Source organism: Roseateles sp. Mitsp63, from assembly GCF_059491535.1.
Map to the genome: position 1 here is coordinate 4,807,652 of NZ_CP168509.1, position 25,188 is coordinate 4,832,839.

The following is a 25,188-nucleotide window of genomic DNA, read 5'->3' on the forward strand; positions in this document are numbered from 1 at the left end:
GATCAGGCGCCGCGCTTGCGCCGCGTCGTCTTCGCCGCGGGCGCGCCGCTGCCCTTCGCGGCGACGGACTTGGCCGAACTGCGCGCGGTGCGCTTGACCGCCTGCACCGGATGGGTGGTCGCGGTCTTGGTCGCGCGCGCCGATTTGCGGCGCTCGGACTTCAGCACGCGATCCGCCTGCTCGATGCGCTCGAGCGCGTCGACGGCGGTGGGCGGATCGGGCGGCGGCAGCGGCATCGGCTCCACCGTGGCGGCTGGAGCGGCGGCCGCCTCGCGGCGCGCGCGCTGATCGCCGCGCTGGTCGGCACGCTTGTCCTGCTTCTTCCCCGGACGCTTGCCGTCGCCCTGGCGCTCACCGTGCTTGTCGCGCATCGCGCCACGCAGCAGGCGGTGTTCGTCCTGCTCGCGGACCAGGCGGAAATCGATCTTGCGCCCATCCAGGTCGACGCGGCTCACCTGCACCTGCACGCGCGCGCCGGTGGCATAGCGGATGCCGGTGCGCTCGCCGCGCAGCTCCTGACGGACTTCGTCGAAGCGGAAGTACTCGCCGCCCAGCTCGGTGATGTGCACCAGGCCCTCGACATACAGCGCGTCCAACTGCACGAACAGCCCGAAGGTCGTCACCGCGCTGACCGTGCCGGCGAATTCCTCGCCAAGGTGGTCGCGCATGAAGCGGCACTTCAGCCAGGCCTCGACATCGCGCGAGGCTTCATCGGCGCGGCGCTCGTTGGCGCTGCAATGGGCGCCGACGATCTCCCAGCGCTCGGCCTCGGTCGTGGCGGTGGCCGGACTCGGCGTCTTCGCCTGCGGCTTGCCGGGACGCTTGGGCAGCGGATTCGCCGCGTCCATCTTGTGCGCGTCGAGCGCGTACTTCTTCGATCCCAGCAGCGCCTTGATCACGCGGTGCACCAGCAGGTCCGGATAGCGCCGGATCGGGCTGGTGAAGTGCGTATAGGCCTGGTACGCGAGGCCGAAGTGGCCCGAGTTGAACGGCGTGTAGATCGCCTGCTGCATCGAGCGCAGCAGCATCGTGTGGATCTGCTGCGCGTCCGGACGGTCCTTGGTCGCTTGCGCGATGGCCTGGTACTCGCCGGGCGTCGGGTCGTCGCTGATGCCCATGCCGATGCCCAGCGCGCGCAGGTAGGCCTGCAACGTGCCGCGCTTCTCGGGCGTCGGTCCCTCGTGGACGCGATACAGCGACGCATGCTTGCCGCCGGCGATGAAGTCGGCCGCGCAGACGTTGGCGGCGAGCATCGCCTCCTCGATCAGGCGGTGCGCCTCGTTGCGGGTGCGCGGGACGATCTTCTCGATGCGGCCGTTGTCGTCGCACACGATCTGGGTCTCGGTGGTCTCGAAGTCGACCGCGCCACGCTTGGCGCGCTGCGACAGCAACGCGCGGTAGACCTCGTGCAGATGCAGCAGATGCGGCACCAGCGCCTTGCGCTTGTGCGCCTCCGGGCCATGCGTGTTGCCCAGGATCGCGGCCACCTCGGTATAGGTGAAGCGCGCATGCGAGTTGATCACCGCCGGATAGAACTGGTAGGCGTGCAACTCGCCGGCCTCGGTGATCAGCATGTCGCAGACCATCGAGAGCCGGTCCTGCTCGGGATTGAGCGAGCACAGGCCGTTCGACAGCTTCTCCGGCAGCATCGGGATCACGCGGCGCGGGAAGTAGACCGAGGTCGCGCGTTCGTAGGCATCGCGATCGAGCGGCTCACCCGGCTTCACGTAATGGCTGACGTCCGCGATCGCGACCAGCAGGCGCCAGCCCGCGAAGGCGGTCTTGCCCCGGCCCTGCTTGTGAGGCTCGCAGTAGACGGCGTCATCGAAGTCGCGCGCATCCTCGCCGTCGATGGTCACCAGCGCCACGTCGCGCAGGTCGACGCGGTGCTTCATGTCGACGGCGCGCACCTTGTCCGGCAGCTTCGCGGCCTGGGCCAGCGTGTCGGCGGAGAACGCGTGCGGGACCTCGTACTTGCGCACGGCGATCTCGATCTCCATGCCGGGGTCGTCGATCTCGCCCAGCACCTCGGTCACGCGGCCGACCGGCTGCGAATACAGCGACGGCGGCTCGGTGAGCTCGACCGCGACGATCTGACCGGCGGCCGCATTGGCGATCGCGTTCTTCGGCACCAGGATGTCCTGGCCGTAGCGCTTGTCCTCCGGCGCGACCAGCCAGATGCCGGACTCCAGCAACAGGCGGCCGATGATCGGCTTCTTGCGCCGGTCGAGGATCTCCAGCACGCGGCCTTCGGGACGGTTGCGCTTGTCGTAGCGCACGACACGCACGCGCAGGCGATCGCCGTGCATCACGGCGTGCATCTCCTGCGAGGACAGATAGATATCCGGCTGGCCGTCATCGGGCATCAGGAATCCATGCCCGTCGCGGTGACCCTGCACCGTGCCTTCGACCTCCCCCATCAGCTGATGGCTGGGGGGGCTTGCGTTCTTGAAGTTTTTGATAGTAGAATCCTTGTCTTTCCTGAAACGCAGAAGCAATTTGGCGTTTCGAAGAAACTGAAGGCTCAAGAATACTTCAAAGTAGCTTGAGCCAGTTTTTCGAGAAGCCAGCTTCTGACCTTGCCCAGGTGGCGGAATTGGTAGACGCACTAGTTTCAGGTACTAGCGGGTAACTCCGTGGAGGTTCGAGTCCTCTCCTGGGCACCAAATCCGAAAAGCCGGCCTCGCGCCGGCTTTTCTCATTTCACGGCCTGCCGGGACACTGGGGACTGCGCTCGAAGCAGGAGACGCCAGTGCCCCTTTCCGCTCAAACGCCTGCGCCCGCTCGGCATTCGCTTCAAGGGGCACCGGCGTCTCCTGCTTCTTCGGGCTGCGGGTACTGCTGCGGAGCATAAAAAAGGGCTGAGATCGTCAGCCCTTCGGTCATCAGATCGCGAATTTCTTCGCCAGCGCGTCGGGACGCAGCGAATCGTAGTCTTCGAACGGCTGGTGAATCCAGGGACTGGTTTCCAGCATCTCGACGTAATAGTCCGGGGTGTATTCCGAGACACTCTTCGTCCAGATCACCGCCGAGCGCAGCTCGCTGATCGCCGGCATCCCGCGCAGGCGCTCCACCACAGCCTTCAGGGTCACGCCCGAGTCCGCCAGGTCATCCACCAGCAGCACGCGGCCCGCCAGTTCGCCCTTGGGCATGGTGATGTACTTGGCAATATCCAGACGGCCCTGGATCGTGCCGGCCTCGGCACGATACGAACTGGTCGACATGATGCCCAGCGGCTTGTCGAACACCCGCGACAGCACGTCGCCCGGCCGCATGCCGCCACGCGCCAGGCACAGGATCTGATCGAACTCCCAGCCGGAGGCATGCACCTTCAGCGCCAGGCGTTCGATCAACAGGTGGTATTCGTCCCAGGACACGTACAGATGTTTGCCGTCGTCGGTCAGCATGGGGGAGGCTCCTCAGCGAAGAATGGGGTCAGGTCTGGATAAGACAAAAACGACAGGGTCCGAGCGGTCGCTCAGGCCTGGAACGGGTGCTGCAGCAGGATGGTGTGCTCACGGTCGGGACCGGTCGACACCATCGCGATCGGGGCGCCGATCACCTCCTCGACGCGCTTCAGGTAGGCGCGCGCGTTGGCCGGCAGCTGCTCCCAGAGGGTGATGCCGAAGGTCGATTCGGTCCAGCCCGGGAAGACTTCGTAGATGGGCTTGCACGCGACGATCTCGTCTGCGTCGAGCGGCAGGATGTCGAGTTGCCGGCCATCGAGCTCGTAGCCCACGCACATGTTGATCTCGGGCAGGCCGTCCAGCACATCCAGCTTGGTCAGGCACAGGCCGGTGATGCCGTTGATGATGATCGAGCGCTTCAGCGCGGCGGCATCGATCCAGCCGCAGCGGCGCGCGCGGCCGGTGACGGTGCCGCGCTCCTGGCCGACCGTCGACAGGTGGTGGCCCACCGTGCCCGGGGTTTCCCAATCCAGTTCGGTCGGGAACGGACCCGAGCCGACGCGGGTCGCGTAGGCCTTCGTGATGCCCAGCATGTAATGCAGCATCTGCGGACCGACGCCCGCGCCCGCGGCCGCGTTGCCGGCGACGCAGTTGCTCGAGGTGACATACGGATAGGTGCCGTGGTCGATGTCCAGCAGCGTGCCCTGCGCGCCTTCGAACAGGATGTTGTCACCGCGCAGATGCGCCTTGTGCAGCATGTAGCCGACGTCGGCCATCATCGGCCTGATCTGGTCGGCCAGCGCCATCGCGTGATCGAAGACCGGCTGGAACTCCAGCGGCTTCGAATTCAGGTAGCCCGACAGCGCCACGTTGTGCAGCTCGATCAGTTCCTTGAGCTTCTTGGCGAAGCGATCCGGATGCTTCAGGTCCTGCACGCGCAGCGCGCGGCGGGCGACCTTGTCCTCATAGGCCGGGCCGATGCCCTTGCCGGTCGTGCCGATCTTGCCGCTGCCGCTGCTTTCGCGCAGCGCCTCGCGGGCGCGGTCGACCTCGACGTGGAAGGGCAGGATCAGCGGGCAGGACTCGCTGATGTACAGGCGCGAACGCACTTCGACGCCGGCCTTCTCCAGGCGCTCGATCTCCGACAGCAGGTGGGTCGGGTCCAGCACCACGCCATTGCCGATGTAGCAGGCGACGCCGTCGCGCATGATGCCCGAGGGGATCAGCTGCAGCGCCGTCTTCACGCCCTTGATGACCAGCGTGTGGCCGGCGTTGTGACCGCCCTGGAAGCGCACCACGCCCTGCGCGTGATCCGTCAGCCAGTCGACGACCTTGCCCTTGCCTTCGTCGCCCCACTGGGTGCCGACGACCACCACGTTGCGGCCGCGCGCGATCTCACTGCTTTGCATGACGTTCTTCCGATGATTTGAGGTTGAGGGGGTGGAGGGGCGGATCGCGTCGCTCAGAGCGATCGCAGCACCCATTGACCGTCGGCCTGAACCAGCTCGCGGTCGCATTCGAACTCGTCGTTCTCTTGTTCGTGGCCCGGCAGCACGCAGACCACGGTTTCGCCCTGTTCGCGCAGGCGGCGGACCGCCGCGCGCAGGTCGGGCGCCTCGCCCCAGGGGGCGCGCACCGCGGCCCGCAGCGAGGTGGCGGGGATCAGCCCCACCAGCGTCTTCAGATCCAGGCTGAAGCCGACCGCCGGACGCCGGCGGCCAAAGACCGCGCCGACCTCGTCGTAGCGGCCACCGCGCAGGACCGCATCGCTGCCGCCCTCCGCGTACAAGGCGAAGCGGACACCGCTGTAATAGCCGAAGCCCGGCAGGTCCGCGAGGTCCACGCCGATGCGCACGTCGGGATAGGCCGCGCGCAGGTGGTGGATCAGCCACTCCAGGTCATCCAGCGCGGCCGTGACCAGCGCATTGGCCGGCAACGCGCGGCGCGCGTCGGCCAGCACCTCGGTGCCGCCGTACAGGCGCAGCAGCGTCTGCAGCGCGGCGACGACGTCGTCCGGCAGTTCGTCGGAGAAAGCGGCCACGCCCGCCGCGTCCTTGGCGGCCATCGCGGCCACCAGCGCGTTCAGGCGGTCCTCGCCCGGCGCGTGATCGCCCAGCACGCCGCGCACCAGGCGCGCGTCGCCGAGGTCCAGCACCAGATGTCTCAGGCCGGCGCGCTGCATCGCGTCGATCGCGAGTTCCTGCGCTTCGAGATCGGCCTCGAGGCCGGCATGGCCGTAGATCTCGACGCCGAATTGCAGCGGCTCGCGCGTCGCGGTCAGGCCTTCGGCGCGGGTGTGCAGCACCGGGCCGCAGTAGCACAGGCGGGTCACGCCGGCGCGGTTCAGCAGGTGGGCGTCGATGCGGGCGACCTGGGGCGTCGTGTCGGCGCGCAGACCCAGGCTGCGACCGGAGAGCTGGTCGACAAGCTTGAAGGTCTTGAGATCCAGCGCCTGGCCGGTGCCGGAAAGTAGCGAGTCGAGATGCTCCAGCATCGGAGGCATCACCAGCTCGCAACCGTAGGTCCGCGCCATGTCCAGCAATTCGCGCCGCAGTTCTTCGATGCGGCGGGCCTGGGAGGGCAGGACGTCAGCAATGTGCTCGGGCAGCAGCCAAGCAGAGGCCATGGACGTTCAGGGAGGGGTTAAAAACGGCATTGTACCGGGGTCACGGCGAACCTCGGCAGCCCAGCCCCCGACGCGCGGGCCCGGCGCGGATTCGTCAACGGTTCACCGAGGCTTCGCGCCAGCCGGTTCATCCCGTTCCGCGAGTGCTCGCGCCCTCGGGACCATCGCTCAGAGCAGCAACAGCAGCAACCCGCCGCAGAGCACGCTGGCGAGCCCGAGGAAACGCAGTTGACCGTCGCTCATCGCCAACAGTCGGGCGAACAGCTGCCGCCATGCGCCGGGGTTCAGGAAGGGCATCAGCCCTTCCATGATCAGCAGCAGCGCCAGCGCCGCCAGCCACTTGTCGCCGCTCATGTCGAGCATGCCCCCACCAGTTGCCGCCGGACGGCGGAAGAGCGGCGCGGCGCGCGATCCAGGGACCCGCGCGCCGCGTCCGCGGTCACTTCTTCGGCGCGGCGGCCGGGGCGCCGGGGCCCCCGTTGCGCATCGTGTTGAAGAACTGGCTCGACGGGTCGAGCACCATCACGTCGCTCTTGTTCTGGAACGAGCGCTGGTACGCGTCCAGCGAGCGGAAGAACTGCGCGAACTGCGGGTCGCGGCCAAACGCATCCGCATACAGCGCCGAGGCCTTGGCATCGCCCTCGCCCATGATCTTCTGCGCGTCGCGATAGGCCTCGGCGGTGATGATCACCAGCTGCTTGTCGGCATCGGCCTTGATCTTCTCGCCCTCGGCGGCACCGGTCGAGCGCAGCTCGTTGGCGACGCGCGCGCGCTCCGACTTCATCCGGTTGTAGACCGACTCGGTGATGCTGGCCGAGAAGTCCACGCGCTTGACCCGCACGTCGACGATCTCGATGCCGAACTGCTTGGCCTCCTCCTCGAGGCGCTTGCGCACGTCGAGCATGACCTTCTCGCGTTCGGTGGCGAGCACCGCGCGCACGGTGCGCTTGGTGACTTCCTCGTTCAGCGCGGCCTGCACGATCGGGCTCAACCGCGACTCCAGGTTGCGCATGCTCGGACCGCTGTTGCGGATGAACTGGCGCGAGTCGACGATGCGCCATTTCACCAGCCAGTCGATGACGATGCTCTTCTTCTCGGCGGTGAAGATCGCGCGCGGATCGGCACTGTCCAGCGTCTGCACGCGGCGGTCCAGGAAGACCACGTTCTGCAACGGCGGCGGGAGCTTGAACTTGAGGCCGGGCTCGGTGATCACTTCCTTGATCTCGCCCAGCGAATAGACGACCGCGAACTGGCGCTGGTCGACGACGAACAACGTCGAGCTGGCGATCATGAACAGGATCAGCAGGCCGACGACGACGGAGACGATGCGATTCATTGTTGTGGGCTCCTGTCGATCAGCGGCCGTCGCGGTCGCGGCTGCGCATGCTGTCGCGCGAGCGCGGATCGGTGCTCAGCGGGCTGGCGCCGGGGGTGGCCGGATCGGTCGGGATCACCGGCGTCGGAGCCGTCGTGGTGACCGTGCCCTGGCCCGACTGTGACTGCTGCACGAGCTTGTCCAGCGGCAGGTAAAGCAGGTTGGACCCGCTGCGCGAATCCACCATCACCTTGGTCACACGCGAATAGACCTGCTGCATCGTGTCGATGTACAGGCGGTCACGCGTCACGGCCGGCGCCTTCTGGTACTCGGCCAGCACGGACTTGAAGCGCTGGGCGTCACCGTCGGCGAACGAGACGACACGGGCGCGATAGGCTTCGGCGTCCTCGCGCAGGCGGGCCGCCTGGCCTTGCGCGCGCGGGATCACGTTGTTGGCGTAGGCCTCGCCCTCGTTCTTCAGGCGCTCGCGGTCGGCGGTGGCGCGGACGGCGTCGTCGAACGCGGCCTGCACCTGCTCGGGCGGCTGCACGCTGCTGACGTTCACGTTGACGATCTGGATGCCGGTCTTCAGTCGGTCGAGCTGCACCTGGATCGACTTCGCCAGGTCCGTCGCGATCGCGTCGCGCTGCTCGTACAGCACCGAGTCCATGTTGCTGCGGCCGACGATCTCGCGCACCGCCGACTCGGACGCCTGCGTGACGGCGTCATCGGTGTTGACGTTCTCGAACAGGTAGTCGCGCGAGTCCTTCAGCCGGTACTGCACGGTGAAGCGGATGTCGATGATGTTCTCGTCCTGCGTCAGCATCGACGAGTCGCGCAGGCCCGAGGCCTGGCCGACCGAATTGCGGCCGACATCAACCGTCTGCAGCTGCGTGAACGACACGACCTCGTGCGCCTGGAACGGGTACGGGAGCCGGTACTGGATGCCGGCGTCCACCGTGCGGCTGTACTTGCCGAACGAGGTGATCACGCCCTGCTGGCCTTCCTGCACGATGAACACGCCGCTGGCCAGCCAGCCCAGCGCGACGACGCCGATCACCAGACCCACGCCGATGCCCGCGCCCTTCATGTCGGGCTGCAGATTGCCGCCGCCGTTGCCCGACGGGCCGCCGCCGTCATTGCCGCCGCGGCCGCCGAACAGACGCGACAGCTTGCGGTTGAAGTCGCGCCAGAGCTCGTCCAGGTCGGGCGGGCCTTCGTTGCGGCCATTGCTCATCCAGAGTCCCAGCCGGCGGCGCAGGCCACCGGTTCCACCCTGCGGGCCACGTCCGCCGGCTGCGGCGGACAGGCGATCGTCTTGATTCATACGCATCCTGATGAGGAAGTCTTGTTGCAAGTATCGGGCATTGATGAGCGATCTCAGCCTGTGCGTCCCTGCGGATGATCCTGCGGGTCTGATCGATCTTGGGGCGGGTCTTGCGGGTTCAAGTCAGCGTCGCCGCCGCCCTCCCCTGCCTGCGTCAGATCGGTCTCCAGGCCCGCGTACTCGGGCACCGGCTCGGCCTGCATCAGCGACGCGATCATCGCGCGCAGCTCGTCGAGCCCCTCGCCCTGCACCGCGCTGACGAACAGGCGCGGCAGCCGCTGGCCGCCATGCTCGCCGCCGATGCGCGTGAGCCAGTCCTGCAGCTGGCGCGGGCGCTGGGTCTCCTCGAGCAGGTCGAGCTTGTTGTAGACGAGGACCTGCGGGATGTGCTGCGCGCCGATCTCGGCGAGCACCCGTTCGACCTCCTCCATCTGCTCGGTCAGCACCGGGCTGGCGGCATCGACGACGTGCAGCAGCAGGTCGGCGTCGGCCGCCTCCTGCAGCGTCGCCTTGAAGGCCTCGACCAGCTTGTGCGGCAGGTCGCGGATGAAGCCGACGGTGTCCGACAGCGACACGCTGGTCCCGGCCTCCTCGAGGTAGAGGGAGCGGGTCGTCGTGTCCAGCGTCGCGAACAGCTGGTTGGCCGCGTAGGCCCGCGCCTTGGTCAGCGCATTGAAGAGCGTGCTCTTGCCCGCGTTCGTGTAGCCGACCAGCGAGACGCGGAACACGCCGTTGCGGGCCCGCGCGCGGCGCTGCGTGGCGCGCTGCTTCTGGACCTTCTTCAGGCGCTCCTTGATCGACTTGATGCGGTCGTCGATCATCCGGCGGTCCAGCTCGATCTGGCGCTCGCCGGGGCCGCCGCGCATGCCGATGCCGCCGCTCTGGCGCTCCAGGTGGCTCCAGCGGCGCACCAGGCGCGTGGCCAGGTACTGCAGCCGCGCGAGCTCGACCTGCAGCTTGCCCTCGAAGCTCTGCGCGCGGGCCGCGAAGATCTCCAGGATCAGCGCGGTGCGGTCGGCCACGGGCACGCCGAGGTGGCGTTCCAGGTTGCGTTGCTGGGCGGGGGAGATGGCCTGGTCGAACAGCACGGTGTGGGCGCCGTGCGCCTGCACCATCAGCTTGATCTCGTCGGCCTTGCCGGAGCCGACGAACAGCGCCGCGTCGGGCGCCTTGCGCTTGGCCACGATCCGGGCGACCGGCGTGTCACCGGCGGATTCCGCCAGCAGCGCGAGTTCGTCAAGGGTGGGGTCGAAGGCCTCGCCGCGGCCCAGATCGACCCCCACCAGAATGGCGCGCGCCGCCTCGGGGGGCGGCGTCGAATGGGTGGGGTCTTGCGTGGTCAATCAGCTTCAGCTGGCGTCGTTGCTCTCGCCGGCGTGGAAATTCACGGCGCGGCCGGGGACCACCGTGGAGATGGCGTGCTTGTAGACCATCTGCGTCACCGTATTGCGCAGCAGCACCACGTACTGGTCAAAGGACTCGATGTGGCCTTGCAGCTTGATGCCGTTCACGAGGTAGATGCTCACAGGAACATGCTCCTTGCGCAGCAGGTTCAGGAAGGGGTCTTGCAAGAGTTGTCCTTTGTTGCTCACGATATGCTCCGTGTTGTGGGAGTGGTGTTGGAAGCCCGGACCTTATCACAGCACCGGGTTTCCCCGGACGGCCGGGACCTCAGGATTCGGCGAACGGATTCTTCGAGGACCGCAGCTCGATCTTCATCGGCGTGCCGACCAGCTTGTAGTGGTCGCGGATACGCCCTTCCAGGTAGCGCTTGTAGACGTCGCTGACGCCATCGAGCGCATTGCCGTGGATGACCACGATCGGGGGATTCATCCCGCCCTGGTGCGCATAGCGCAGCTTCGGACGCGAGATCCCGGCCCGCTGCGGCTGCTGGTGCTGGACCGCTTCCTGGATCAGGCGCGTCAGCACCGGCGTCGTCATCTTGCGATAGGCCGACGAATAGGCATCCGCCAGCGCCTTCCACAGCGGGCCCAGGCCCTGCCGCTTCAGCGCCGAGATCTTCAGGATCGGGGCGAAACGCAGGAATCCAAGCCGCGTCAGGATCTGACGCTCGATGGTCTCGCGCTGGTAGCTGTCGATCGCGTCCCACTTGTTGATGGCGACGACCACCGCGCGGCCGCTGTCCAGCACGTAGCCGGCGATGTGCGCATCCTGGTCGGTGACGCCCTGCGTCGCGTCGATCAGCAGCAGCACCACATTGGCGTCGGCGATCGCCTGCAGCGTCTTGACCACCGAGAACTTCTCGATCGCCTCGAAGACCTTGCCCTTGCGGCGCAGGCCGGCGGTGTCGATCAGCTTGAACTTCTGGCCGTTGCGCTCGAAGTCGACGCTGATGGCGTCGCGCGTGGTGCCCGGCATGTCGAAGGCGACCAGGCGTTCCTCGCCCAGCCACGTGTTGATCAGCGTGCTCTTGCCGACGTTCGGGCGGCCGGCGACGGCCAGGCGGATCGCCCGCTCGTCGTCCGGGCCCGCGCCCTCGGCGGGCTCGCCGTCCTCGTCGTCCCCGGCGGGCGCCTCGAAGCTGTCCAGCACCGCCTCGAGCAGCGAGCGGATGCCCTGCCCGTGCGCGGCCGAGACCGGATGCGGCTCGCCCATGCCGAGCTCGTGGAACTCGGCCAGCAGCGGGCTGTCGCTCATGCCCTCGGCCTTGTTGACGGCGACGAAGACGCGCTTGTTGCACTGGCGCAGATAGCGCCCGATGTCCAGGTCCTGGCCGGCCAGGCCGGTGCGCACGTCCAGCACGAAGATCACCGCATCCGCCTCGGCCACGGCCTGGCGGGTCTGCTTGGCCATCTCCTTGACGATGCCGGTGGTGCTGTCGGGCTCGAAGCCGCCGGTGTCGATGACGATGAACTCGCGATCCCCCAGGCGTCCGTCGCCGTAATGGCGGTCGCGCGTGAGGCCGGCGAAGTCCGCGACGATGGCGTCGCGGCTCTTCGTCATCCGGTTGAACAGCGTGGACTTGCCCACGTTGGGGCGGCCCACCAGGGCGATCACAGGTTTCATATCAGTCTTGGCGCAGCGCGAACAGGCGTCCGCTGCGGGTGGCGACCAGCACCGTGCCGCCGAGCTGCACCGGCGCCGCGGCGATGCCGGAGCTGTCGGTCTGCAGGCGCTGCACGGTCAGGCCCTTGTCCTTGGACAGGAAGTGCACGTAGCCCTCGCTGTCGCCGACGATGACCGACTTGTCGGTCACCAGCGGCGCGCTGAGCTTGCGGTTCTGGAACTGGTCCGCGGTCCACACGACGTCGCCCGAGCGGGTGCCCCAGGCCGTCAGGCGGTCCGAGGCGTCGGCGCCGACGACGATCGACGCGTCGCCGCCCAGGCCGCGCAGGCCGGCGTTGTTGCGGGTCCAGACGGTGTTGCCGCGCTCGGCGTTGACGCAGGCGACGGCGGACTGGAAGGCGCGCGCGCAGAACACGTCGTTGTCGCGGGCCATCGGGCTGACCAGGTCGGCCAGGCGCTCGACCTCGTTGGTGCCGCGCGGGTTGGAGATGGTCGCCTCCCACATCAGCAGGCCGCGCAGCGGATCGACGCCGGCCAGGCGCGAGCCCTGCCCCACCAGCAGCGTGTTCTGGTAGGCGGCGAGCACGCCGGCCTGCTGCAGCGTCAGCGGCTCGCCCGGACGGCGCAGTTCCCACAGCCGGCGGCCGTCGGCGGCGTCGAAGGCCAGCACCGCGCGGTCCAGCGTCAGCACGAACACGCGCTCGCCGGCCACGAATGGCGCGGTGACGACCGGCGTCGTCAGCGTCTTGCGCCACAGGATGCGGTCGCCCTCGGTGACGACCAGCTCGTTCTCGCGCGTCACGGCGGCGGCGAAGCGGCCATCGCTGCCGACGCCGGCCGTCAGGCCCTTGCCGATGTCGGCACGCCAGAGCGTCGTGCCGTCGGCGGCCGAGATCGCGCTGATGACACCATCCGAGCCCCCGACCACGAAGCGGTCGTTGACGGCGGTGATCGTCAGCGGGAACTTGACGCTGTCCACGCGCGCTTCCCAGGCCACACGGGCCTGCAGCGTCGGGGTCAGGTTCTCGAGCGGGGCCGGCTTGGGCGCGTTGGAGCTGCTGAACAGCGAGCAGGCGCCCATCGTCAGCGCGACCGAACCCAGCAGCACCGCGCGGGCGGCCGCGCGCACGCCCGGACGGCGGATCAGGCGGGCGCTCATTGCGCGGCTCCCGAGGCCGGTTCGTCGGCCGCGACGGCCACGCCCAGGCTGGCCAGCTTCACTTCCAGCAGGCGGCGGTAGTCCAGCTGCTTGTCCATGCCGTCGAAGGCCTTCTTGAACTCGGCCTTGGCGACGTCGGGCTTGTTCTGCAGCAGCGCCAGGTCACCGCGGCGGTCGGCCACCAGCGGCGCGAAGTCGGCGCTCTTGACGCCGTCCAGCGTCTTGCCGGCCTCGTCGTACTGCTTGGCGTCCATCTGCAGCGCGGCCAGTCTCAGGCGCGCCAGGTCGCGGTAGCCCTCGTCCTTGGCGTTGGCGACGGCCCAGGTCAGCGTCGCGCGGGCATCGTCGGCCTTGTCCTTGTCCAGCTGCGCCTTGGCCAGCAGCAAGGCGCCCTGCGCCGCGTAGCCGGTGCCGGCGAAGTCCTGCCGCAGCGTGCCGAACATGCCGGCGCCCTTGCCGAGATCGCCGGCGCGCAGCGCCACGTCCATCTCGCTGAAGGCCTTGCCGGCCTTCGCGGCCTGCTGGCGCTGCCAATAGGTCCAGCCGGTCCAGCCGGCGTAGGCCACCAGCACCAGCGTCAGCAGCCAGGTGATCGCATTGCCCCAGCGTTTCCAGAACGCCTTGAGCTGCTCCAGCTGTTCCTGTTCTTCGAGATCGAGATGAGCCGCCATGTGCGAGAGAGGGTCCGTGGGTTGAAATCGAGGCCGCGATTATGCGGTGCGCAGACCAGCCGCCCATGTGGCGACCGTGTGAAGCGGGTGGGCGACCTGCTCGCCGTCGCCGCGCAGCGGCTTGACCGCGACCTCGCCGCGGGCGAGCTCATCGGCGCCGAACACCAGCGCGTAGCGGGCGCCCGAGGCGTCCGCCTTCTTGAACTGCGACTTGAACGAGCCGCCGCCCGCATGCATCTGCACCGCGACGCCCTCGGCGCGCAGCGCTTCCAGCACCGGCATGGCCTGGGCCAGCGCCGAGGCGTCGGGCAGGATCGCGTAGGCGTGCGGCGCCGACGACGGAATGGGCAGGCCCAGTTCGTCGATCAGCAGCAGCAGGCGCTCGACGCCCAGGCCAAAGCCGACCGCCGGCGTCGGCTTGCCGCCGAGCTGCTCGAACAGCCCGTCGTAGCGGCCGCCGCCGCAGACCGTGCCCTGCGAGCCGAGCTGGTCGGTGACCCACTCGAACACGGTCAGGTTGTAGTAGTCCATGCCGCGCACCAGGCGCGTGTTGATGCGGTACTCCACGCCGGCGGCATCGAGGATCGCGCGCACCGCGTTGAAGTGCGCCAGGCTCTCCTCGCCCAGGAAGTCCATCAGCCGGGGCGCGGCCTCGACCACGTCCTGCATCGCCGGGTTCTTGGTGTCGAGGATGCGCAGCGGATTGCTGTGCAGGCGGCGCTTGCCGTCCTCGTCGAGCTTGTCGGCATGCCCTTCCAGGTAGGCGATCAGCGCGGCGCGGTGCGCGGCGCGTTCCTGCGGCTGGCCGAGCGAGTTCAGCTCCAGCCGCACGTGCTCGCCGACCACCAGGCCCAGCTCCTGCCACAGGCGGCGGGCCATCAGGATGATCTCGGCGTCCACGTCCGGACCGGCGAAGCCCAGGGCCTCGACGTCCAGCTGGTTGAACTGGCGGTAGCGGCCCTTCTGCGGGCGCTCGTGGCGGAACATCGGGCCCAGCGTCCACAGGCGCAGCGGGCCGTTGTACAGCGCGTTGTGCTCGACCATCGCGCGCACGATGCCGGCGGTGGCCTCGGGACGCAGCGTCAGCTGGTCGCCGTTCATGCTGTCGGTGAAGGAGTACATCTCCTTCTCGACGATGTCGGTCACCTCGCCCAGGCCGCGCACGAACAGCGCGGTCGGCTCGACGATCGGGGTCAGCATGTACTGGTAGCCGTAGCGCTGCAGCACGCCGCGCAGCGTGGTCTCGAACCAGCTCCACAGCTGGCTGCTCGGCAGCTTGTCCTTGCGGTCGACGCTGGCCGGGAGGATGTCGTTCATCCCCTTCACGGCCTGGATGTTCTTGCTCATGCGGTGGTGATGCTCGCGCCGAAGCGCTTTTCGATGTAGTTCTCGACCAGGGCGTGGAACTCGCCGGCGATGTTCTCGCCGCGCAGCGTCAGCGCCTTCTGGCCGTCGATGAAGACGGGAGCGGCCGGGGCCTCCCCCGTGCCGGGCAGGCTGATGCCGATGTCGGCGTGCTTGCTCTCGCCGGGGCCGTTGACGATGCAGCCCATCACGGCGACCTTCATGTTCTCCACGCCAGGGTACTTCTCGCGCCAGACCGGCATCTGCGCGCGCAGGAAGTCGTCGATCTGCTTGGCCAGTTCCTGGAAGGTCGTGCTGGTCGTGCGGCCGCAGCCGGGGCAGGCGGTGACGCTCGGGTTGAACGCGCGCAGGCCCAGCGACTGCAGGATCTCCAGCGCGACCACGACCTCCTGCGTGCGGGACTCGCCGGGCTGCGGCGTCAGCGAGACGCGGATCGTGTCGCCGATCCCCTCCTGCAGCAGCACCGACAGCGCCGCGGCCGAGGCCACCGTGCCCTTGGTGCCCATGCCGGCCTCGGTCAGGCCCAGGTGCAGCGCGTAGTCACAGCGCCGGCTCAGCGCGCGGTAGACCGAGATCAGGTCCTGCACGCCGCTGACCTTGCAGCTGATGATGATGTTGTCCGGGTTCATGCCCAGTTCGCGGGCATAGGACGCCGACGACAGCGCCGACTGGATCAGCGCCTGGTACATGACCTGCTTGCCGTCCCAGGGCTGCGCGCGCTTGGCGTTGTCGTCCATCATCTGGGCGAGCAGTTCCTGGTCCAGACTGCCCCAGTTGACGCCGATCCGCACGACCTTGTCGTACTGGATCGCGGCCTCGATCATCTGCGCGAACTGGCGGTCCTTCTTGTCGCCCTTGCCGACGTTGCCGGGATTGATCCGGTACTTGGACAGTGCCTGCGCCATCGCCGGATGCTCGGTCAGCAGGCGGTGGCCGTTGTAGTGGAAGTCGCCCACCAGCGGCACGTCGATGCCCATGCGGTCGAGCTGCTCGCGGATGTGAGGGACGGCGTCGGCGGCCTCGGGCGTGTTGACCGTGATGCGGACCAGCTCGGAGCCCGCGACCGCGAGCTCCTTGATCTGGATCGCGGTCTCGATGACATCGACGGTGTCGGTATTGGTCATCGACTGGACGCGCACCGGGGCGTCGCCGCCGATGGTGACCACGCGGCCGCCCCAGCGGACCTGCGCCTGGCGCGAGCGGCGCGCGGACGGCGCCGCGGCGGCGATCAGGTCCGACAGGTCGGAGCCTTCGGCGGAATCGGGAATGACTGGCTGGTCCATCATGCGGCGCTCTTGCTGAACGGGTACTGCTGGAGGGGCGGCTCGGGGCTGCGGCGGGGGACGGCGGGGCCGGCCGGGATCAGTTCAGTTCGAGCCGCGCGACGTTGTCGCGCGATCTCGCGGCGAGGTCCACGGCCTGACCGCGGAACACGAGCTGCGTGCCGGAGACGTTGCCCACGCGCAGCTTCAGCGGCGCGACACCGTTGACATCGGCCTGGTCGCCCGGACGCAGCAGCTTGGACAGCAGCACCTGGCCCTTGGCGTCGACCACCTCGACCCAGGTCTCGGCGCTGGCGCGGATCTTCAGCGGCGACGTGCCGGGCGCCGCGGCACCCGCCTGGATCGGCTGGGCGGCCGGCGAGGAGGCCGGCGGCGCCGCCTGCGCCAGGATGGGGGTGGCCGTGGCCGGCGTGGTGGCAGCCGTGGCCGGCGCGGCGGCGGCCGTGGTGGCGCCCGGGGTCTGCGGCGGCGGCGCGGGGACGCTCGCGGCGGCCTGCGGCGCGGGCGCGGGCTCGGACGCGCTCACGACGGGCGCCTCGACGTTGGCCGGCGGCGTGTCCGTCGCGGCGGGCGCGGTCACGATGGCGGTGCCCGGTCCGGGCGCCGTCGTGGTGACCGGTTCCGGCGCGCGCAGCCGCTGCGTCACCTGCTCGATCCAGCTCGACGGGATCGCATAGACGGCGACGGCGGCCACCAGCAGCACCGCGACGCCCAGCACCGCCGGCCGCTTCAGCAGCTCGGCCGAGAGCATCGGCTCCTGGCCCACCGAGCGCTCGCGGAAGGGCTGGTTCAGGCCCGGCGTGACGCGGTCCAGCGAGGCCTCGGCGCCGCTGCTCGGCAGCATCGCCAGCACCGGCGCCGCCTCGATCTTCAGCACGCGGCACATCGAGCGCGCCAGCGCCCGCGCGAAGGTCGCGTCGGGCAGGTCCTGGTAGCGGTCGGCCTCCAGCGCTTCGAGCTTGGATTGCGGCACCTTCAGCGTCGCGGCCAGCGCGGCGATGTGCAGGCCGCGGGCCTCGCGCGCGCGCCGCAGCGCGGCGCCGGCCGAGCTCGGCCCGAAGGTGGATGGCGCAGCGGATGCGGCTGCGGGCGTCGCCTCGTCGGCGGCCGTCGGAGTCATGCGATGTCCCTCATTCATCGAATCGACCGTTGTTCAATGCTTGCGTCTCGGGCGCCTGCGGGTACTTGCGCCGCAGTTGCTGGCCGAGATCATCCATGTTCGACGCGTTCCCCAGGCGGCGCTCGATGCGCAGCTCCAGCCACAGGCTGGCGGCGTTCGCCTGCTCCACGTTGCTGTTGACGCGGCGGGCATAGAAGCGCGCGCGCTCGTACTCCCCCTGGCGGTACAGCACCTCGCCCAGGTTCATCGCGATCGTCGGATTGCCGGGATCGGCCTCGAAGGCGCGCGACAGGTGCGCCTGCGCCGGCACCAGCCGGCCCTCGCGCGCCTCGCAGGCGCCCCAGGCCAGCAGCGTGCGCGCCGGCGTGCGGTAGGTCGGCAGCGCGACGGCGGCCTCGAACTGCTGGTAGGCCTCGGCGTAGCGCTGGCGCTGGCACAGGAACCAGCCGTAGTTGTGCAGCGTGTCGCCCTGCGCGCGCTCGCGGGCCAGCAGCTGCTTGAAACCGTCCTCGGCCAGGCCGTATTCGCCCATCGCGGCGTAGATCAGGCTGCGCAGGCTGATCGCCTCGGGCAGGTCCGGCTTGGCGGCCATCGCCAGCTTGACCTCGTCCAGCGCGGTCTCGTACTGGCCGCGCGCGAAGTAGCCGCTGGCCAGCTCGAGCCGCACCTGGGCCCGGCGGTCGTTGTCCGTCTGGTCGCTGGCCGTCTTGGGCTGCTGCTGTTGCGGCTGCGTCCCGCATCCGGCCAGCGCCGCGGCGATCAGCAACACGGCGGACAGGGTCCGGGCGGAACGACGCGGAAAGACGGGGCCGGGCGACGGAACGGTCATGGGCGTGGGCCTGTGGGAGTGACGGGAGTGACGGAAGTCGAGGGCGCCGGCGCATCGGCCGGGGTGCCCGGCGAGGCCGCGCCGCGCTGGACCACCACGGGCGCGCGCACCATGCGCAGATGAACCCGGGTGCGATCCTGCACCTCGCCGGCGAGCTGACCGCAGGCGGCATCGATGTCGTCGCCGCGGGTCTTGCGCACGGTGGTGACGATGCCCGCCTGGATCAGCAGGTCGGCAAAGGCCTTCACGCGCTCGTTCGAGCTGCGCTTCAGGCCCGACGCCGGGAAGGGGTTGAAGGGGATCAGGTTCAGCTTGCAGGGGACCTTGCCCTTGAGCAGCGCGATCAGCTCGCGGGCCTGCTCCGGCGCGTCGTTCACCTCGTGCAGCATGCAGTACTCGAAGGTGATGAAGTCGCGCGGCGCCTTGTCCAGGTAGCGGTTGCAGCTGGCCAGCAGTTCCTCGATCGGGTACTTGCGGTTGAGCGGCACCAGCTGGTCGCGCAGCGGGTCGCTCGGGGCGTGCAGCGACACGGCCAGCGCGACCGGCGCGTCATCGCGCAGGCGGTCGATCATCGGGACCACGCCCGAGGTCGACACCGTCACCCGGCGGCGCGACAGCCCGTAGCCGTGGTCGTCGAGCATCATCCGCAGCGCCGGGATCAGCGCGCCGTAGTTCTGCAGCGGCTCGCCCATGCCCATCATCACGACGTTGGAGATGATGCGTTCGTCCTTGCCCAGGCGCTGGCGCAGCGAGTGCTCGGCATGCCAGAGCTGGGCGATGATTTCCCAGGTCTCCAGGTTGCGGCTGAAGCCCTGGTGGCCGGTCGAGCAGAAGCGGCAGCCCACGGCGCAGCCGGCCTGGCTGGAAATGCACAGCGTGGCCCGGTCGTCCTCGGGGATGTAGACCGCCTCGACGGCGTTGCCCTGGCCGACGTCGAACAACCACTTGATGGTGCCGTCGGCGGAGACATGTTCGGAGATCACCGGCAGCGCGGTGATGTGGGCGCGCCCGGCCAGCTTGTCGCGCAGCGACTTGGCCAGGTCGGACATCTGGGAGAAGTCCGACGCGCCCTTCTGATGGATCCAGCGGAACAGCTGGGTGGCGCGGAAGCGCTTCTCGCCCAGCTGCTCGCAGTACGCGGCAAGGCCTTGCAGATCGAATCCGAGCAGGTTGACCGCGTCCATCATGCGTTCCTCTTTCTCAAGGGCCTCGTGGCCCGGAGGTCAGAGGCCTTGCCCAGTTCAGCGGGCGTTGATTTCCAGGCCGGAGAAGAAGAAGGCGACTTCCACGGCGGCGGTCTCGGGAGCGTCCGAGCCGTGCACGGCGTTGGCGTCGATGCTGTCGGCGAAGTCGGCGCGGATGGTGCCCTTCTCGGCCTTCTTCGGATCGGTGGCGCCCATCAGGTCGCGGTTCTTCAGGATGGCGCCTTCGCCTTCCAGGACCTGGATCTGGACCGGGCCGGAGATCATGAAGGTCACCAGGTCGTTGAAGAACGGGCGGGCCTTGTGCACGGCGTAGAACGCTTCGGCTTCGGCGCGCGACAGCTGCTTCTGCTTGGACGCGATGATCTTCAGGCCGGCGCCTTCAAAGCGGGAGTAGATCTGGCCGATGACGTTCTTGGCCACGGCATCGGGCTTGATGATGGAGAGGGTGCGTTCGATGGCCATGTCTTTTCCTTGAAAATCTTGGGCTTGGCAAAACCCGGCATTGTAATGCGTGAAGTCAAGCCCCTAAGTGACAACGCGTGATCAGCGCCTGTCGCCGGAAGGCAGAAAGCCGGGATTGACCCGGCCTTGGAGCGCCCTGCCCCGTCATTGACGGAAGCCGGGCGCCGGAAGTCGATCAGCGGCGGCCGCGGCCACCCCCACCACCGCCGCCACCACCGCCGCCACCGCCGCGGCGGCCGCCGCCACCCCGGTTGTTGCGGTTGACGAAGGCGTCGGCGCCGATGTACCCCATCGAGGTCTTCATCGGATCCGGCTGGCGCTCGCCGCCCGGGCCGCGCTTGTTGCCGCCGCCCTGGTTCTGGTGATTGCCGGCATCGCTGCCGCCGCGGCCGAAGCCTTGGGGGATGCGCTTGCTGCCGGTGGCGAAACGGCGGTCGAAGGTCTGCTCCAGCGGGTTGATGTGCTTCGGGATGAAGTCGTCTTCGTCCTCGTCGCCGCGTCGGCGGTCGCGCTCACGTTCCTGCTGCTGTTGCTGCGGACGCTGCGGCTGGTGCTGCGGCGGGGCGGCGCGCTGCTGTTCCTGGCGCGACGGCTCGGGGCGGCTCGGACGCGGACCGCCGCTGTTGCCGCGGCGGCGCTTCTTGTCGCGCTCGTTGCGGTCCTGGTGCACGCGCTGCTCGCGCGGCTCGTTGCCGGCCAACTGGCGGATGACGCGGACATCCGCGTCGCCGAGCTCGATGTACACGCCGCGGCGCAGCCCGCGCGGCAGCACCACGGTGCCGTAACGGATGCGGATCAGGCGGCTGACCGCCAGGCCGACCGTCTCGAACAGCTTGCGGACCTCGCGGTTGCGGCCTTCGGTGATGACGACGCGATACCAGCGGTTCACGCCTTCGCCACCGCCGTCGTCGATGCTCTTGAAGCTGGCCTGCTGACCGTCGACGTCGACGCCGCTCAGCAACCGGTCCTTCTGCTCCTTGCTCAGCGAGCCCAGCACGCGGACGGCGTACTCGCGCTCGACGCCAAAGCGCGGGTGCATCAGTTGGTTGGCCAGTTCGCCGGAATTGGTGAACAGCAGCAGGCCTTCGGTGTTCAGGTCCAGGCGGCCGACCGACTGCCACTTGCCCTGCGGCAGGCGCGGCAGGTTGCGGAAGACGGTGGGACGGCCCTCGGGATCGTTGAAGGTGACGACCTCGCCGACCGGCTTGTGGTACGCCAGGATGCGCGGCGCGACCGGCGCGATGCGGACCTTGATCGGCTTGCCGGCCACCGCGACGCGGTCGCCGTAGGAAATGCGCTGGCCGACATGCGCGACCTCGCCATTCACCGTGATCTGGCCCTTGGCGATCATGTCCTCGATGTCGCGGCGGGAGCCGACGCCGGCCTGGGCCAGCACCTTCTGCAGCTTGGGCGCATCGGGTTCCGGGGCCAGCACGCGCTTGGCGGGCTGGCCGGCGCCGTCGGCGTCGCCGTCGTCGTCGGCCTCGAGTTCCTGCGCCGGCACCGCGGCGCCATCGCCTTCGACATCGACGTCGAACTCGCCCGACACCAGCGCGGCGAAACGCTCCTGGGTCTCAGCCTGGACTTGTGCGTTGTCAGGCTGGGCCGGTGACGCATCGGCGCCTTCGGCGGCCTCGCCCTGCGGTTGACCTTCGCGGGCTTCACGCGGTTCACGATCACGGTCGCGTCCCCGGCGGCGGCGGTTGCGGCCGCGGCCTTCTCGCTCGCCGCCGGCGTCGCCCTCGACCGGACCGGCGTCCTGAGCGTCCGGGGAGACCAGTTCGCTGACCGCCTCGGCAACCGGCGACACCGGCGCGGGCGCCACCTCGACGGTCGCGACCGGCAGATGGACCAGCGCCTCGGCGGCCACCGGGTCGGCGGCGGCTTCGGCCGTCTTCTTCGTGATGCGGCGCTTCGGCTTGGGCGCCTCCTCGGCGGCTGGCGCCTCGGTGGCGGCCACGGCGGGCGCGTCAGCCTCGGCTGCCGCCTCCGCCGCGACAGCGGCCTTGCGCGTGCGCTTGGGCTTCGGAGCGTCCTCGCTCGCGGGCGCCGCGTCCGTCTCGGCAGCCGCCGGCGCGGCCGCCTTGCGGGTGCGCTTGGGCTTCGCGGGCGTGTCAACCGGGGTGTCGGCCGGGGCGACCGTCAGCGTCTCGGGCTTGGAATCGTCGATGTCGTTGGAATTCATGTGTCGGCTTGCACCTTGTCAGCGGTGGACACGGCCCCTTCCCGGGGCGTCATGTGGGCTCGGGGTTGACAGCCCCGGCCGGTGGTTCTTCACCCGGCTCGCGCGTGGCGGCCGGCTTGGATTCGTCTTCAGTGGCGGCGTCCGAAGATTCGGGCGCCGCCGGTTCGTTCATGTCGGCAGCCTCGCCGGCCGCCTCCGGCAGGCCGGATGCCTGGGCGGCCGGACCGCCTGTCGCCGCCCCCTCCTCCGGGGGCGCCGCGGGTTCGCCTTCCGGCGCGCCGATCGCGACCGGCACCGCGCCCTCGGGCTCGACCTCGACGATCGCGTCGCCAGGCGGCTCCTCCAGCAGCGAGGCCTGCAGCGCGCCGGCGATCGGCGTCGGATCGCCGCCCTGGATCAGCGCCGGCAACTGCTCCAGCGAATGCAGCCCCAGGTCGTCCAGGAACTGCTTCGTCGTCGCATACAGCGCCGGCCGGCCCGGCGCCTCGCGATGCCCGATGACCTCGATCCAGTTGCGGTCCTCGAGCTGCTTGATGATGGGCGTCGCCACCACCACGCCGCGGATGTCCTCGATGTCGCCGCGGGTCACCGGTTGACGGTAGGCGATGATCGCCAGCGTCTCCAGCACCGCCCGCGAATACTTCGGCGGCTTCTCCGGATTCAGCCGGTCCAGGTGCTCGCGCATCTCGGGCCGGCTCTGGAAGCGCCAGCCCGACGACAGCGCCACCAGCTCGACGCCGCGCCCTTCCCACTCGCGCAGCAGCGCGTCGAGCAGCGTCCGCACGCTGTCCGCGTTGAGCTCGTCCGCGAACAGCGAACGCATCTCGCGCAGCGTCAGCGGCGCCTGCGCGCACAGCAACGCGGTTTCCAGGACCCGCTTGGCCTCCTGCGTGTCCATGCGCTCAGCTCATGACGCCGGCCTCGGGGCCGGTCGAATCGGTGTGTTTCGCCATCTTGGGCGCCAGGGGCGGCAACGGGCCGCGCCGGACGGTTTCGATCTGCTTGCTTGGGAGCTCTTCGCTCCAACGGCCGCCGCTCAGTGGACGGACCCGGCCGGTGGGACGGACGCCGCATCGGTGCGCGGCCTGTGCGGCGGACGGGGTCGACTGCCTGCCCGCCGCCGTCCTGCGCAGGATCTCGCGCAGGAACAAGAGCGCATTGTAGCCCCAGCGCGCGGACTCCTCTCAGAACACCGGATCGGGCAAACCCGCGAGGCGCCATCCCGCCGCCAGTTCGTCCGGCAGCGGCGCCTCGAAACGCAGCGCCTGACCGGTGATCGGATGCTCGAAACCCAGCCGCGCCGCGTGCAGCGCCTGGCGCGGCACGCCGAGCGCCTCCGCCCCGCCGTACAGCGCGTCGGACACCAGTGGATGGCCCTTGTGCGCGGCGTGCACGCGGATCTGGTGGGTGCGTCCCGAATGCAGCACGCAGTGCAGCGCCGACACCGTGCGGTCGAGCCCGCGGGCATCGCGCCACTCGCCGTCCGCCAGCTTGAAGAAGTCGGTGCGCGCCGGCTTGCCGCCGCCGACCACCGCCATCCGGACGCGCGACTGCGGGTCGCGGCCGATCGGCGCCTCGACGATCCATTCATCCGGCGTGCGGCCGTGCACCAGCGCGAGGTACTCGCGATGCACCTCGCGCGCCGCGATCATCCGCACCAGCGCGGTCACCGCCGGCAGCGTCTTGCCCACGACCATCAGGCCGGAGGTGTCCTTGTCCAGCCGGTGCACGATGCCGGCGCGCGGCAGCGTCGCCGCCTTCGCGTGGTGCGCCAGCAGCCCGTTCATCAGCGTGCCGGACCAGTTCCCCGCCGCCGGATGGACGACCAGTCCGGCCGGCTTGTCGATCGCCAGCAGGTGTTCGTCCTCGAACACGATGCGCAGGTCCAGCGGCTCGGCGCGGAAGGCGAGCGCCTCCTCGGTGGGCACCAGCTCGATCTCGAGCCGCTGGCCCAGGCGCGGCTTGCGCGAGGCCTGCGTGACGACCTGACCGTCGAGCGTGACGCAGCCGCGCTCGATCAGGCCCTGCAGGTGGCTGCGCGAGAACTCCGGCGCCAGTTGCACCAGCCACTTGTCCACGCGCAGCGCGAGCTCACCCGGGCCGGCCTCGGCGCGGCGGCGCTCGGGGACGTCGACGCCGAGATCCGGAGCATCCTCCGGCCCCTCGGAAGCCGGGGCGCCAGGGGCTTCGGCGCCAGGGGGAACGTCCGGCGATCCGCCCGGTGATCCGCTCGGGTAAAGCCCGTCTTCCGCCGCCGGGCCGTGTCCGACCTGAACCATATAATCGCCGCTCCAATTTCAGATGAGGGCCGCCGCTGCGCGGGCCCTGTGGACCATGATCGAGACTTGGGTGTTGCGCCGCCGGACCGCGGAATCTGTCGAAGCGTCCGGTTCCTGGCGCGCCGCGTGGCGCTGCGTGGCGATGACCGCCGCGACGGCTGCCGTGCTGGGGCTGGCGGCCTGTTCCTCGGCCCCCAAGGAGGACCCGAACTCCCAGGCCAACCTGGAGAAATTGTACGCAGAGGCCAAGGAGGACATGCTCTCCGGCTCGTACGACCGCGCGATCAAGACGCTGGAGCGCATCGAGGGCCGCGCCGCCGGCACGACGCTGGGCCAGCAGGCGCAGCTGGACCTGGCCTGGGCCAACTACAAGAGCGGCGAGCGCGTGCAGGCCGTGACGGTGCTGGACCGCTTCATCAAGCTCAACCCGTCGAGCCCGGCGCTGGACTACGCGCTGTACATGAAGGGCCTGGTCAACTTCAACGACGACCTGGGCCTGTTCGGCCGCATCGCGCGCCAGGACATCAGCGAGCGCGACCAGCAGGCCTCGCGTGACTCGATGCAGGCCTTCAAGCAACTGGTCGAGCAGTTCCCCGAGTCGAAGTACTCCGAGGACGCCCGCATCCGCATCGACTACATCACCAACAGCCTCGCGGCCTACGAGGTGCATGTGGCGCGCTACTACTACAACCGCGGCGCCTACCTGGCGGCGGCGAACCGTGGCCAGGCCGCGCTGCTGGAGTTCCAGTACGCGCCGGCGCTGGAAGAGGCGCTGTTCCTGATGATGCAGAGCTACGACAAGCTCGGCATGGAGCAGCTGCGCGACGACACCCGCCGCGTGCTCGTGGCCAGCTTCCCGGACAGCAGCTACCTGACCACCGGGAAAGCGCGCGAGAAAAGCAAGCCTTGGTGGAAGATCTGGTGATCC

The 25,188-nt window shown here is 69.4% G+C and carries 23 protein-coding genes and 1 tRNA gene; 2 read left to right on the plus strand and 22 right to left on the minus strand.

Annotated features, from left to right (window positions below):
• Positions 1-2 precede the first annotated feature (2 nt).
• Positions 3-2,420 carry a ribonuclease R gene (rnr, locus tag ACEN96_RS20800; protein WP_495584967.1) on the minus strand — a complete coding sequence of 806 codons (2,418 nt, stop codon included), beginning with the start codon at positions 2,418-2,420 and terminating at the stop codon, positions 3-5.
• A 161-nt stretch (positions 2,421-2,581) separates the two neighbouring features.
• Between rnr and ACEN96_RS20805 the strand changes: the two genes are divergently transcribed.
• Positions 2,582-2,666: transfer RNA gene (locus ACEN96_RS20805), tRNA-Leu, on the plus strand.
• Positions 2,667-2,885: 219 nt separating this feature from the next.
• Here the strand turns inward: ACEN96_RS20805 and ACEN96_RS20810 are convergent.
• From ACEN96_RS20810 to ACEN96_RS20910, 21 genes are all read right to left on the minus strand, one after another.
• Positions 2,886-3,407, minus strand: coding sequence for a phosphoribosyltransferase (locus ACEN96_RS20810; RefSeq protein ID WP_495584968.1), 522 nt, complete (start codon positions 3,405-3,407; stop codon positions 2,886-2,888).
• Between the two features lie 71 nt (positions 3,408-3,478).
• On the minus strand, positions 3,479-4,816 hold the full coding sequence (locus ACEN96_RS20815; protein ID WP_495584969.1) for an adenylosuccinate synthase: 1,338 nt from the start codon (positions 4,814-4,816) through the stop codon (positions 3,479-3,481).
• A gap of 53 nt (positions 4,817-4,869) precedes the next feature.
• Entirely contained in the window at positions 4,870-6,033 is a 1,164-nt protein-coding gene (locus tag ACEN96_RS20820) for an ATP phosphoribosyltransferase regulatory subunit (protein ID WP_495584970.1), read from the minus strand.
• A 168-nt stretch (positions 6,034-6,201) separates the two neighbouring features.
• Entirely contained in the window at positions 6,202-6,396 is a 195-nt protein-coding gene (locus tag ACEN96_RS20825; RefSeq protein ID WP_495584971.1) for a DUF2065 domain-containing protein, read from the minus strand.
• A 76-nt stretch (positions 6,397-6,472) separates the two neighbouring features.
• Positions 6,473-7,369: a protease modulator HflC gene (gene hflC / locus ACEN96_RS20830; protein WP_495584972.1), complete on the minus strand. Its 897-nt coding sequence runs from the start codon at positions 7,367-7,369 to the stop codon at positions 6,473-6,475.
• Between the two features lie 19 nt (positions 7,370-7,388).
• Positions 7,389-8,585: an FtsH protease activity modulator HflK gene (hflK, locus tag ACEN96_RS20835; RefSeq protein ID WP_495588650.1), complete on the minus strand. Its 1,197-nt coding sequence runs from the start codon at positions 8,583-8,585 to the stop codon at positions 7,389-7,391.
• A gap of 143 nt (positions 8,586-8,728) precedes the next feature.
• Positions 8,729-10,018, minus strand: coding sequence for a GTPase HflX (hflX, locus tag ACEN96_RS20840; RefSeq protein WP_495584973.1), 1,290 nt, complete (start codon positions 10,016-10,018; stop codon positions 8,729-8,731).
• Positions 10,019-10,024: 6 nt separating this feature from the next.
• Positions 10,025-10,267 (minus strand): RNA chaperone Hfq, encoded by a 243-nt coding sequence (hfq, locus tag ACEN96_RS20845; protein ID WP_091722923.1) that lies wholly within the window; start codon positions 10,265-10,267, stop codon positions 10,025-10,027.
• Positions 10,268-10,346: 79 nt separating this feature from the next.
• Complete coding sequence (der, locus tag ACEN96_RS20850) at positions 10,347-11,702, minus strand: ribosome biogenesis GTPase Der (RefSeq protein WP_495584974.1); 1,356 nt, start codon at positions 11,700-11,702, stop codon at positions 10,347-10,349.
• A gap of 1 nt (position 11,703) precedes the next feature.
• Complete coding sequence (gene bamB, locus ACEN96_RS20855) at positions 11,704-12,861, minus strand: outer membrane protein assembly factor BamB (protein WP_495584975.1); 1,158 nt, start codon at positions 12,859-12,861, stop codon at positions 11,704-11,706.
• Positions 12,858-13,532: a YfgM family protein gene (locus tag ACEN96_RS20860; protein ID WP_495584976.1), complete on the minus strand. Its 675-nt coding sequence runs from the start codon at positions 13,530-13,532 to the stop codon at positions 12,858-12,860. The genes bamB and ACEN96_RS20860 overlap by 4 nt, the downstream gene beginning before the upstream one ends.
• Positions 13,533-13,571: 39 nt before the next feature.
• A complete protein-coding gene (gene hisS, locus ACEN96_RS20865) occupies positions 13,572-14,879 on the minus strand; it encodes a histidine--tRNA ligase (protein WP_495584977.1) in 1,308 nt (435 codons plus the stop codon).
• Positions 14,876-16,180: a flavodoxin-dependent (E)-4-hydroxy-3-methylbut-2-enyl-diphosphate synthase gene (ispG, locus tag ACEN96_RS20870; protein ID WP_495588651.1), complete on the minus strand. Its 1,305-nt coding sequence runs from the start codon at positions 16,178-16,180 to the stop codon at positions 14,876-14,878. The genes hisS and ispG overlap by 4 nt, the downstream gene beginning before the upstream one ends.
• 79 nt (positions 16,181-16,259) lie before the next feature.
• Positions 16,260-17,300: a RodZ domain-containing protein gene (locus ACEN96_RS20875; protein ID WP_495584978.1), complete on the minus strand. Its 1,041-nt coding sequence runs from the start codon at positions 17,298-17,300 to the stop codon at positions 16,260-16,262.
• A 10-nt stretch (positions 17,301-17,310) separates the two neighbouring features.
• Complete coding sequence (pilW, locus tag ACEN96_RS20880) at positions 17,311-18,069, minus strand: type IV pilus biogenesis/stability protein PilW (RefSeq protein ID WP_495584979.1); 759 nt, start codon at positions 18,067-18,069, stop codon at positions 17,311-17,313.
• Between the two features lie 56 nt (positions 18,070-18,125).
• On the minus strand, positions 18,126-19,316 hold the full coding sequence (gene rlmN, locus ACEN96_RS20885; protein ID WP_495584980.1) for a dual-specificity RNA methyltransferase RlmN: 1,191 nt from the start codon (positions 19,314-19,316) through the stop codon (positions 18,126-18,128).
• A 54-nt stretch (positions 19,317-19,370) separates the two neighbouring features.
• Positions 19,371-19,796, minus strand: a complete 426-nt coding sequence (ndk, locus tag ACEN96_RS20890; protein ID WP_440819672.1) for a nucleoside-diphosphate kinase — start codon at positions 19,794-19,796, stop codon at positions 19,371-19,373.
• 175 nt (positions 19,797-19,971) lie between these two features.
• On the minus strand, positions 19,972-21,981 hold the full coding sequence (locus tag ACEN96_RS20895) for a pseudouridine synthase (RefSeq protein WP_495584981.1): 2,010 nt from the start codon (positions 21,979-21,981) through the stop codon (positions 19,972-19,974).
• Positions 21,982-22,030: 49 nt separating this feature from the next.
• A complete protein-coding gene (gene scpB / locus ACEN96_RS20900; RefSeq protein ID WP_495584982.1) occupies positions 22,031-22,879 on the minus strand; it encodes an SMC-Scp complex subunit ScpB in 849 nt (282 codons plus the stop codon).
• Between the two features lie 4 nt (positions 22,880-22,883).
• Positions 22,884-23,132 carry a hypothetical protein gene (locus ACEN96_RS20905; RefSeq protein ID WP_495584983.1) on the minus strand — a complete coding sequence of 83 codons (249 nt, stop codon included), beginning with the start codon at positions 23,130-23,132 and terminating at the stop codon, positions 22,884-22,886.
• A gap of 33 nt (positions 23,133-23,165) precedes the next feature.
• Positions 23,166-24,260 carry an RluA family pseudouridine synthase gene (locus ACEN96_RS20910; RefSeq protein WP_495584984.1) on the minus strand — a complete coding sequence of 365 codons (1,095 nt, stop codon included), beginning with the start codon at positions 24,258-24,260 and terminating at the stop codon, positions 23,166-23,168.
• Positions 24,261-24,402: 142 nt separating this feature from the next.
• Here ACEN96_RS20910 and ACEN96_RS20915 point away from each other — a divergent pair, with 142 nt between their 5' ends.
• Positions 24,403-25,185, plus strand: coding sequence for an outer membrane protein assembly factor BamD (locus tag ACEN96_RS20915; protein ID WP_495584985.1), 783 nt, complete (start codon positions 24,403-24,405; stop codon positions 25,183-25,185).
• Positions 25,186-25,188 lie beyond the last annotated feature (3 nt).

Bases quoted from the DNA above. Each gene is read 5' to 3' on its own strand.
- rnr (WP_495584967.1), bottom strand. From the start codon at position 2,420: ATGGGGGAGGTCGAAGGCACGGTGCAGGGTCACCGCGACGGGCATGGA.
- ACEN96_RS20810 (WP_495584968.1), bottom strand. From the start codon at position 3,407: ATGCTGACCGACGACGGCAAACATCTGTACGTGTCCTGGGACGAATAC.
- ACEN96_RS20815 (WP_495584969.1), bottom strand. From the start codon at position 4,816: ATGCAAAGCAGTGAGATCGCGCGCGGCCGCAACGTGGTGGTCGTCGGC.
- ACEN96_RS20820 (WP_495584970.1), bottom strand. From the start codon at position 6,033: ATGGCCTCTGCTTGGCTGCTGCCCGAGCACATTGCTGACGTCCTGCCC.
- ACEN96_RS20825 (WP_495584971.1), bottom strand. From the start codon at position 6,396: ATGCTCGACATGAGCGGCGACAAGTGGCTGGCGGCGCTGGCGCTGCTG.
- hflC (WP_495584972.1), bottom strand. From the start codon at position 7,369: ATGAATCGCATCGTCTCCGTCGTCGTCGGCCTGCTGATCCTGTTCATG.
- hflK (WP_495588650.1), bottom strand. From the start codon at position 8,585: ATGAGCAATGGCCGCAACGAAGGCCCGCCCGACCTGGACGAGCTCTGG.
- der (WP_495584974.1), bottom strand. From the start codon at position 11,702: ATGAAACCTGTGATCGCCCTGGTGGGCCGCCCCAACGTGGGCAAGTCC.
- bamB (WP_495584975.1), bottom strand. From the start codon at position 12,861: ATGAGCGCCCGCCTGATCCGCCGTCCGGGCGTGCGCGCGGCCGCCCGC.
- ACEN96_RS20860 (WP_495584976.1), bottom strand. From the start codon at position 13,532: ATGGCGGCTCATCTCGATCTCGAAGAACAGGAACAGCTGGAGCAGCTC.
- hisS (WP_495584977.1), bottom strand. From the start codon at position 14,879: ATGAGCAAGAACATCCAGGCCGTGAAGGGGATGAACGACATCCTCCCG.
- ispG (WP_495588651.1), bottom strand. From the start codon at position 16,180: ATGGACCAGCCAGTCATTCCCGATTCCGCCGAAGGCTCCGACCTGTCG.
- ACEN96_RS20875 (WP_495584978.1), bottom strand. From the start codon at position 17,300: ATGACTCCGACGGCCGCCGACGAGGCGACGCCCGCAGCCGCATCCGCT.
- rlmN (WP_495584980.1), bottom strand. From the start codon at position 19,316: ATGATGGACGCGGTCAACCTGCTCGGATTCGATCTGCAAGGCCTTGCC.
- ndk (WP_440819672.1), bottom strand. From the start codon at position 19,796: ATGGCCATCGAACGCACCCTCTCCATCATCAAGCCCGATGCCGTGGCC.
- ACEN96_RS20895 (WP_495584981.1), bottom strand. From the start codon at position 21,981: ATGAATTCCAACGACATCGACGATTCCAAGCCCGAGACGCTGACGGTC.
- scpB (WP_495584982.1), bottom strand. From the start codon at position 22,879: ATGGACACGCAGGAGGCCAAGCGGGTCCTGGAAACCGCGTTGCTGTGC.
- ACEN96_RS20910 (WP_495584984.1), bottom strand. From the start codon at position 24,260: ATGGTTCAGGTCGGACACGGCCCGGCGGCGGAAGACGGGCTTTACCCG.
- ACEN96_RS20915 (WP_495584985.1), top strand. From the start codon at position 24,403: ATGACCGCCGCGACGGCTGCCGTGCTGGGGCTGGCGGCCTGTTCCTCG.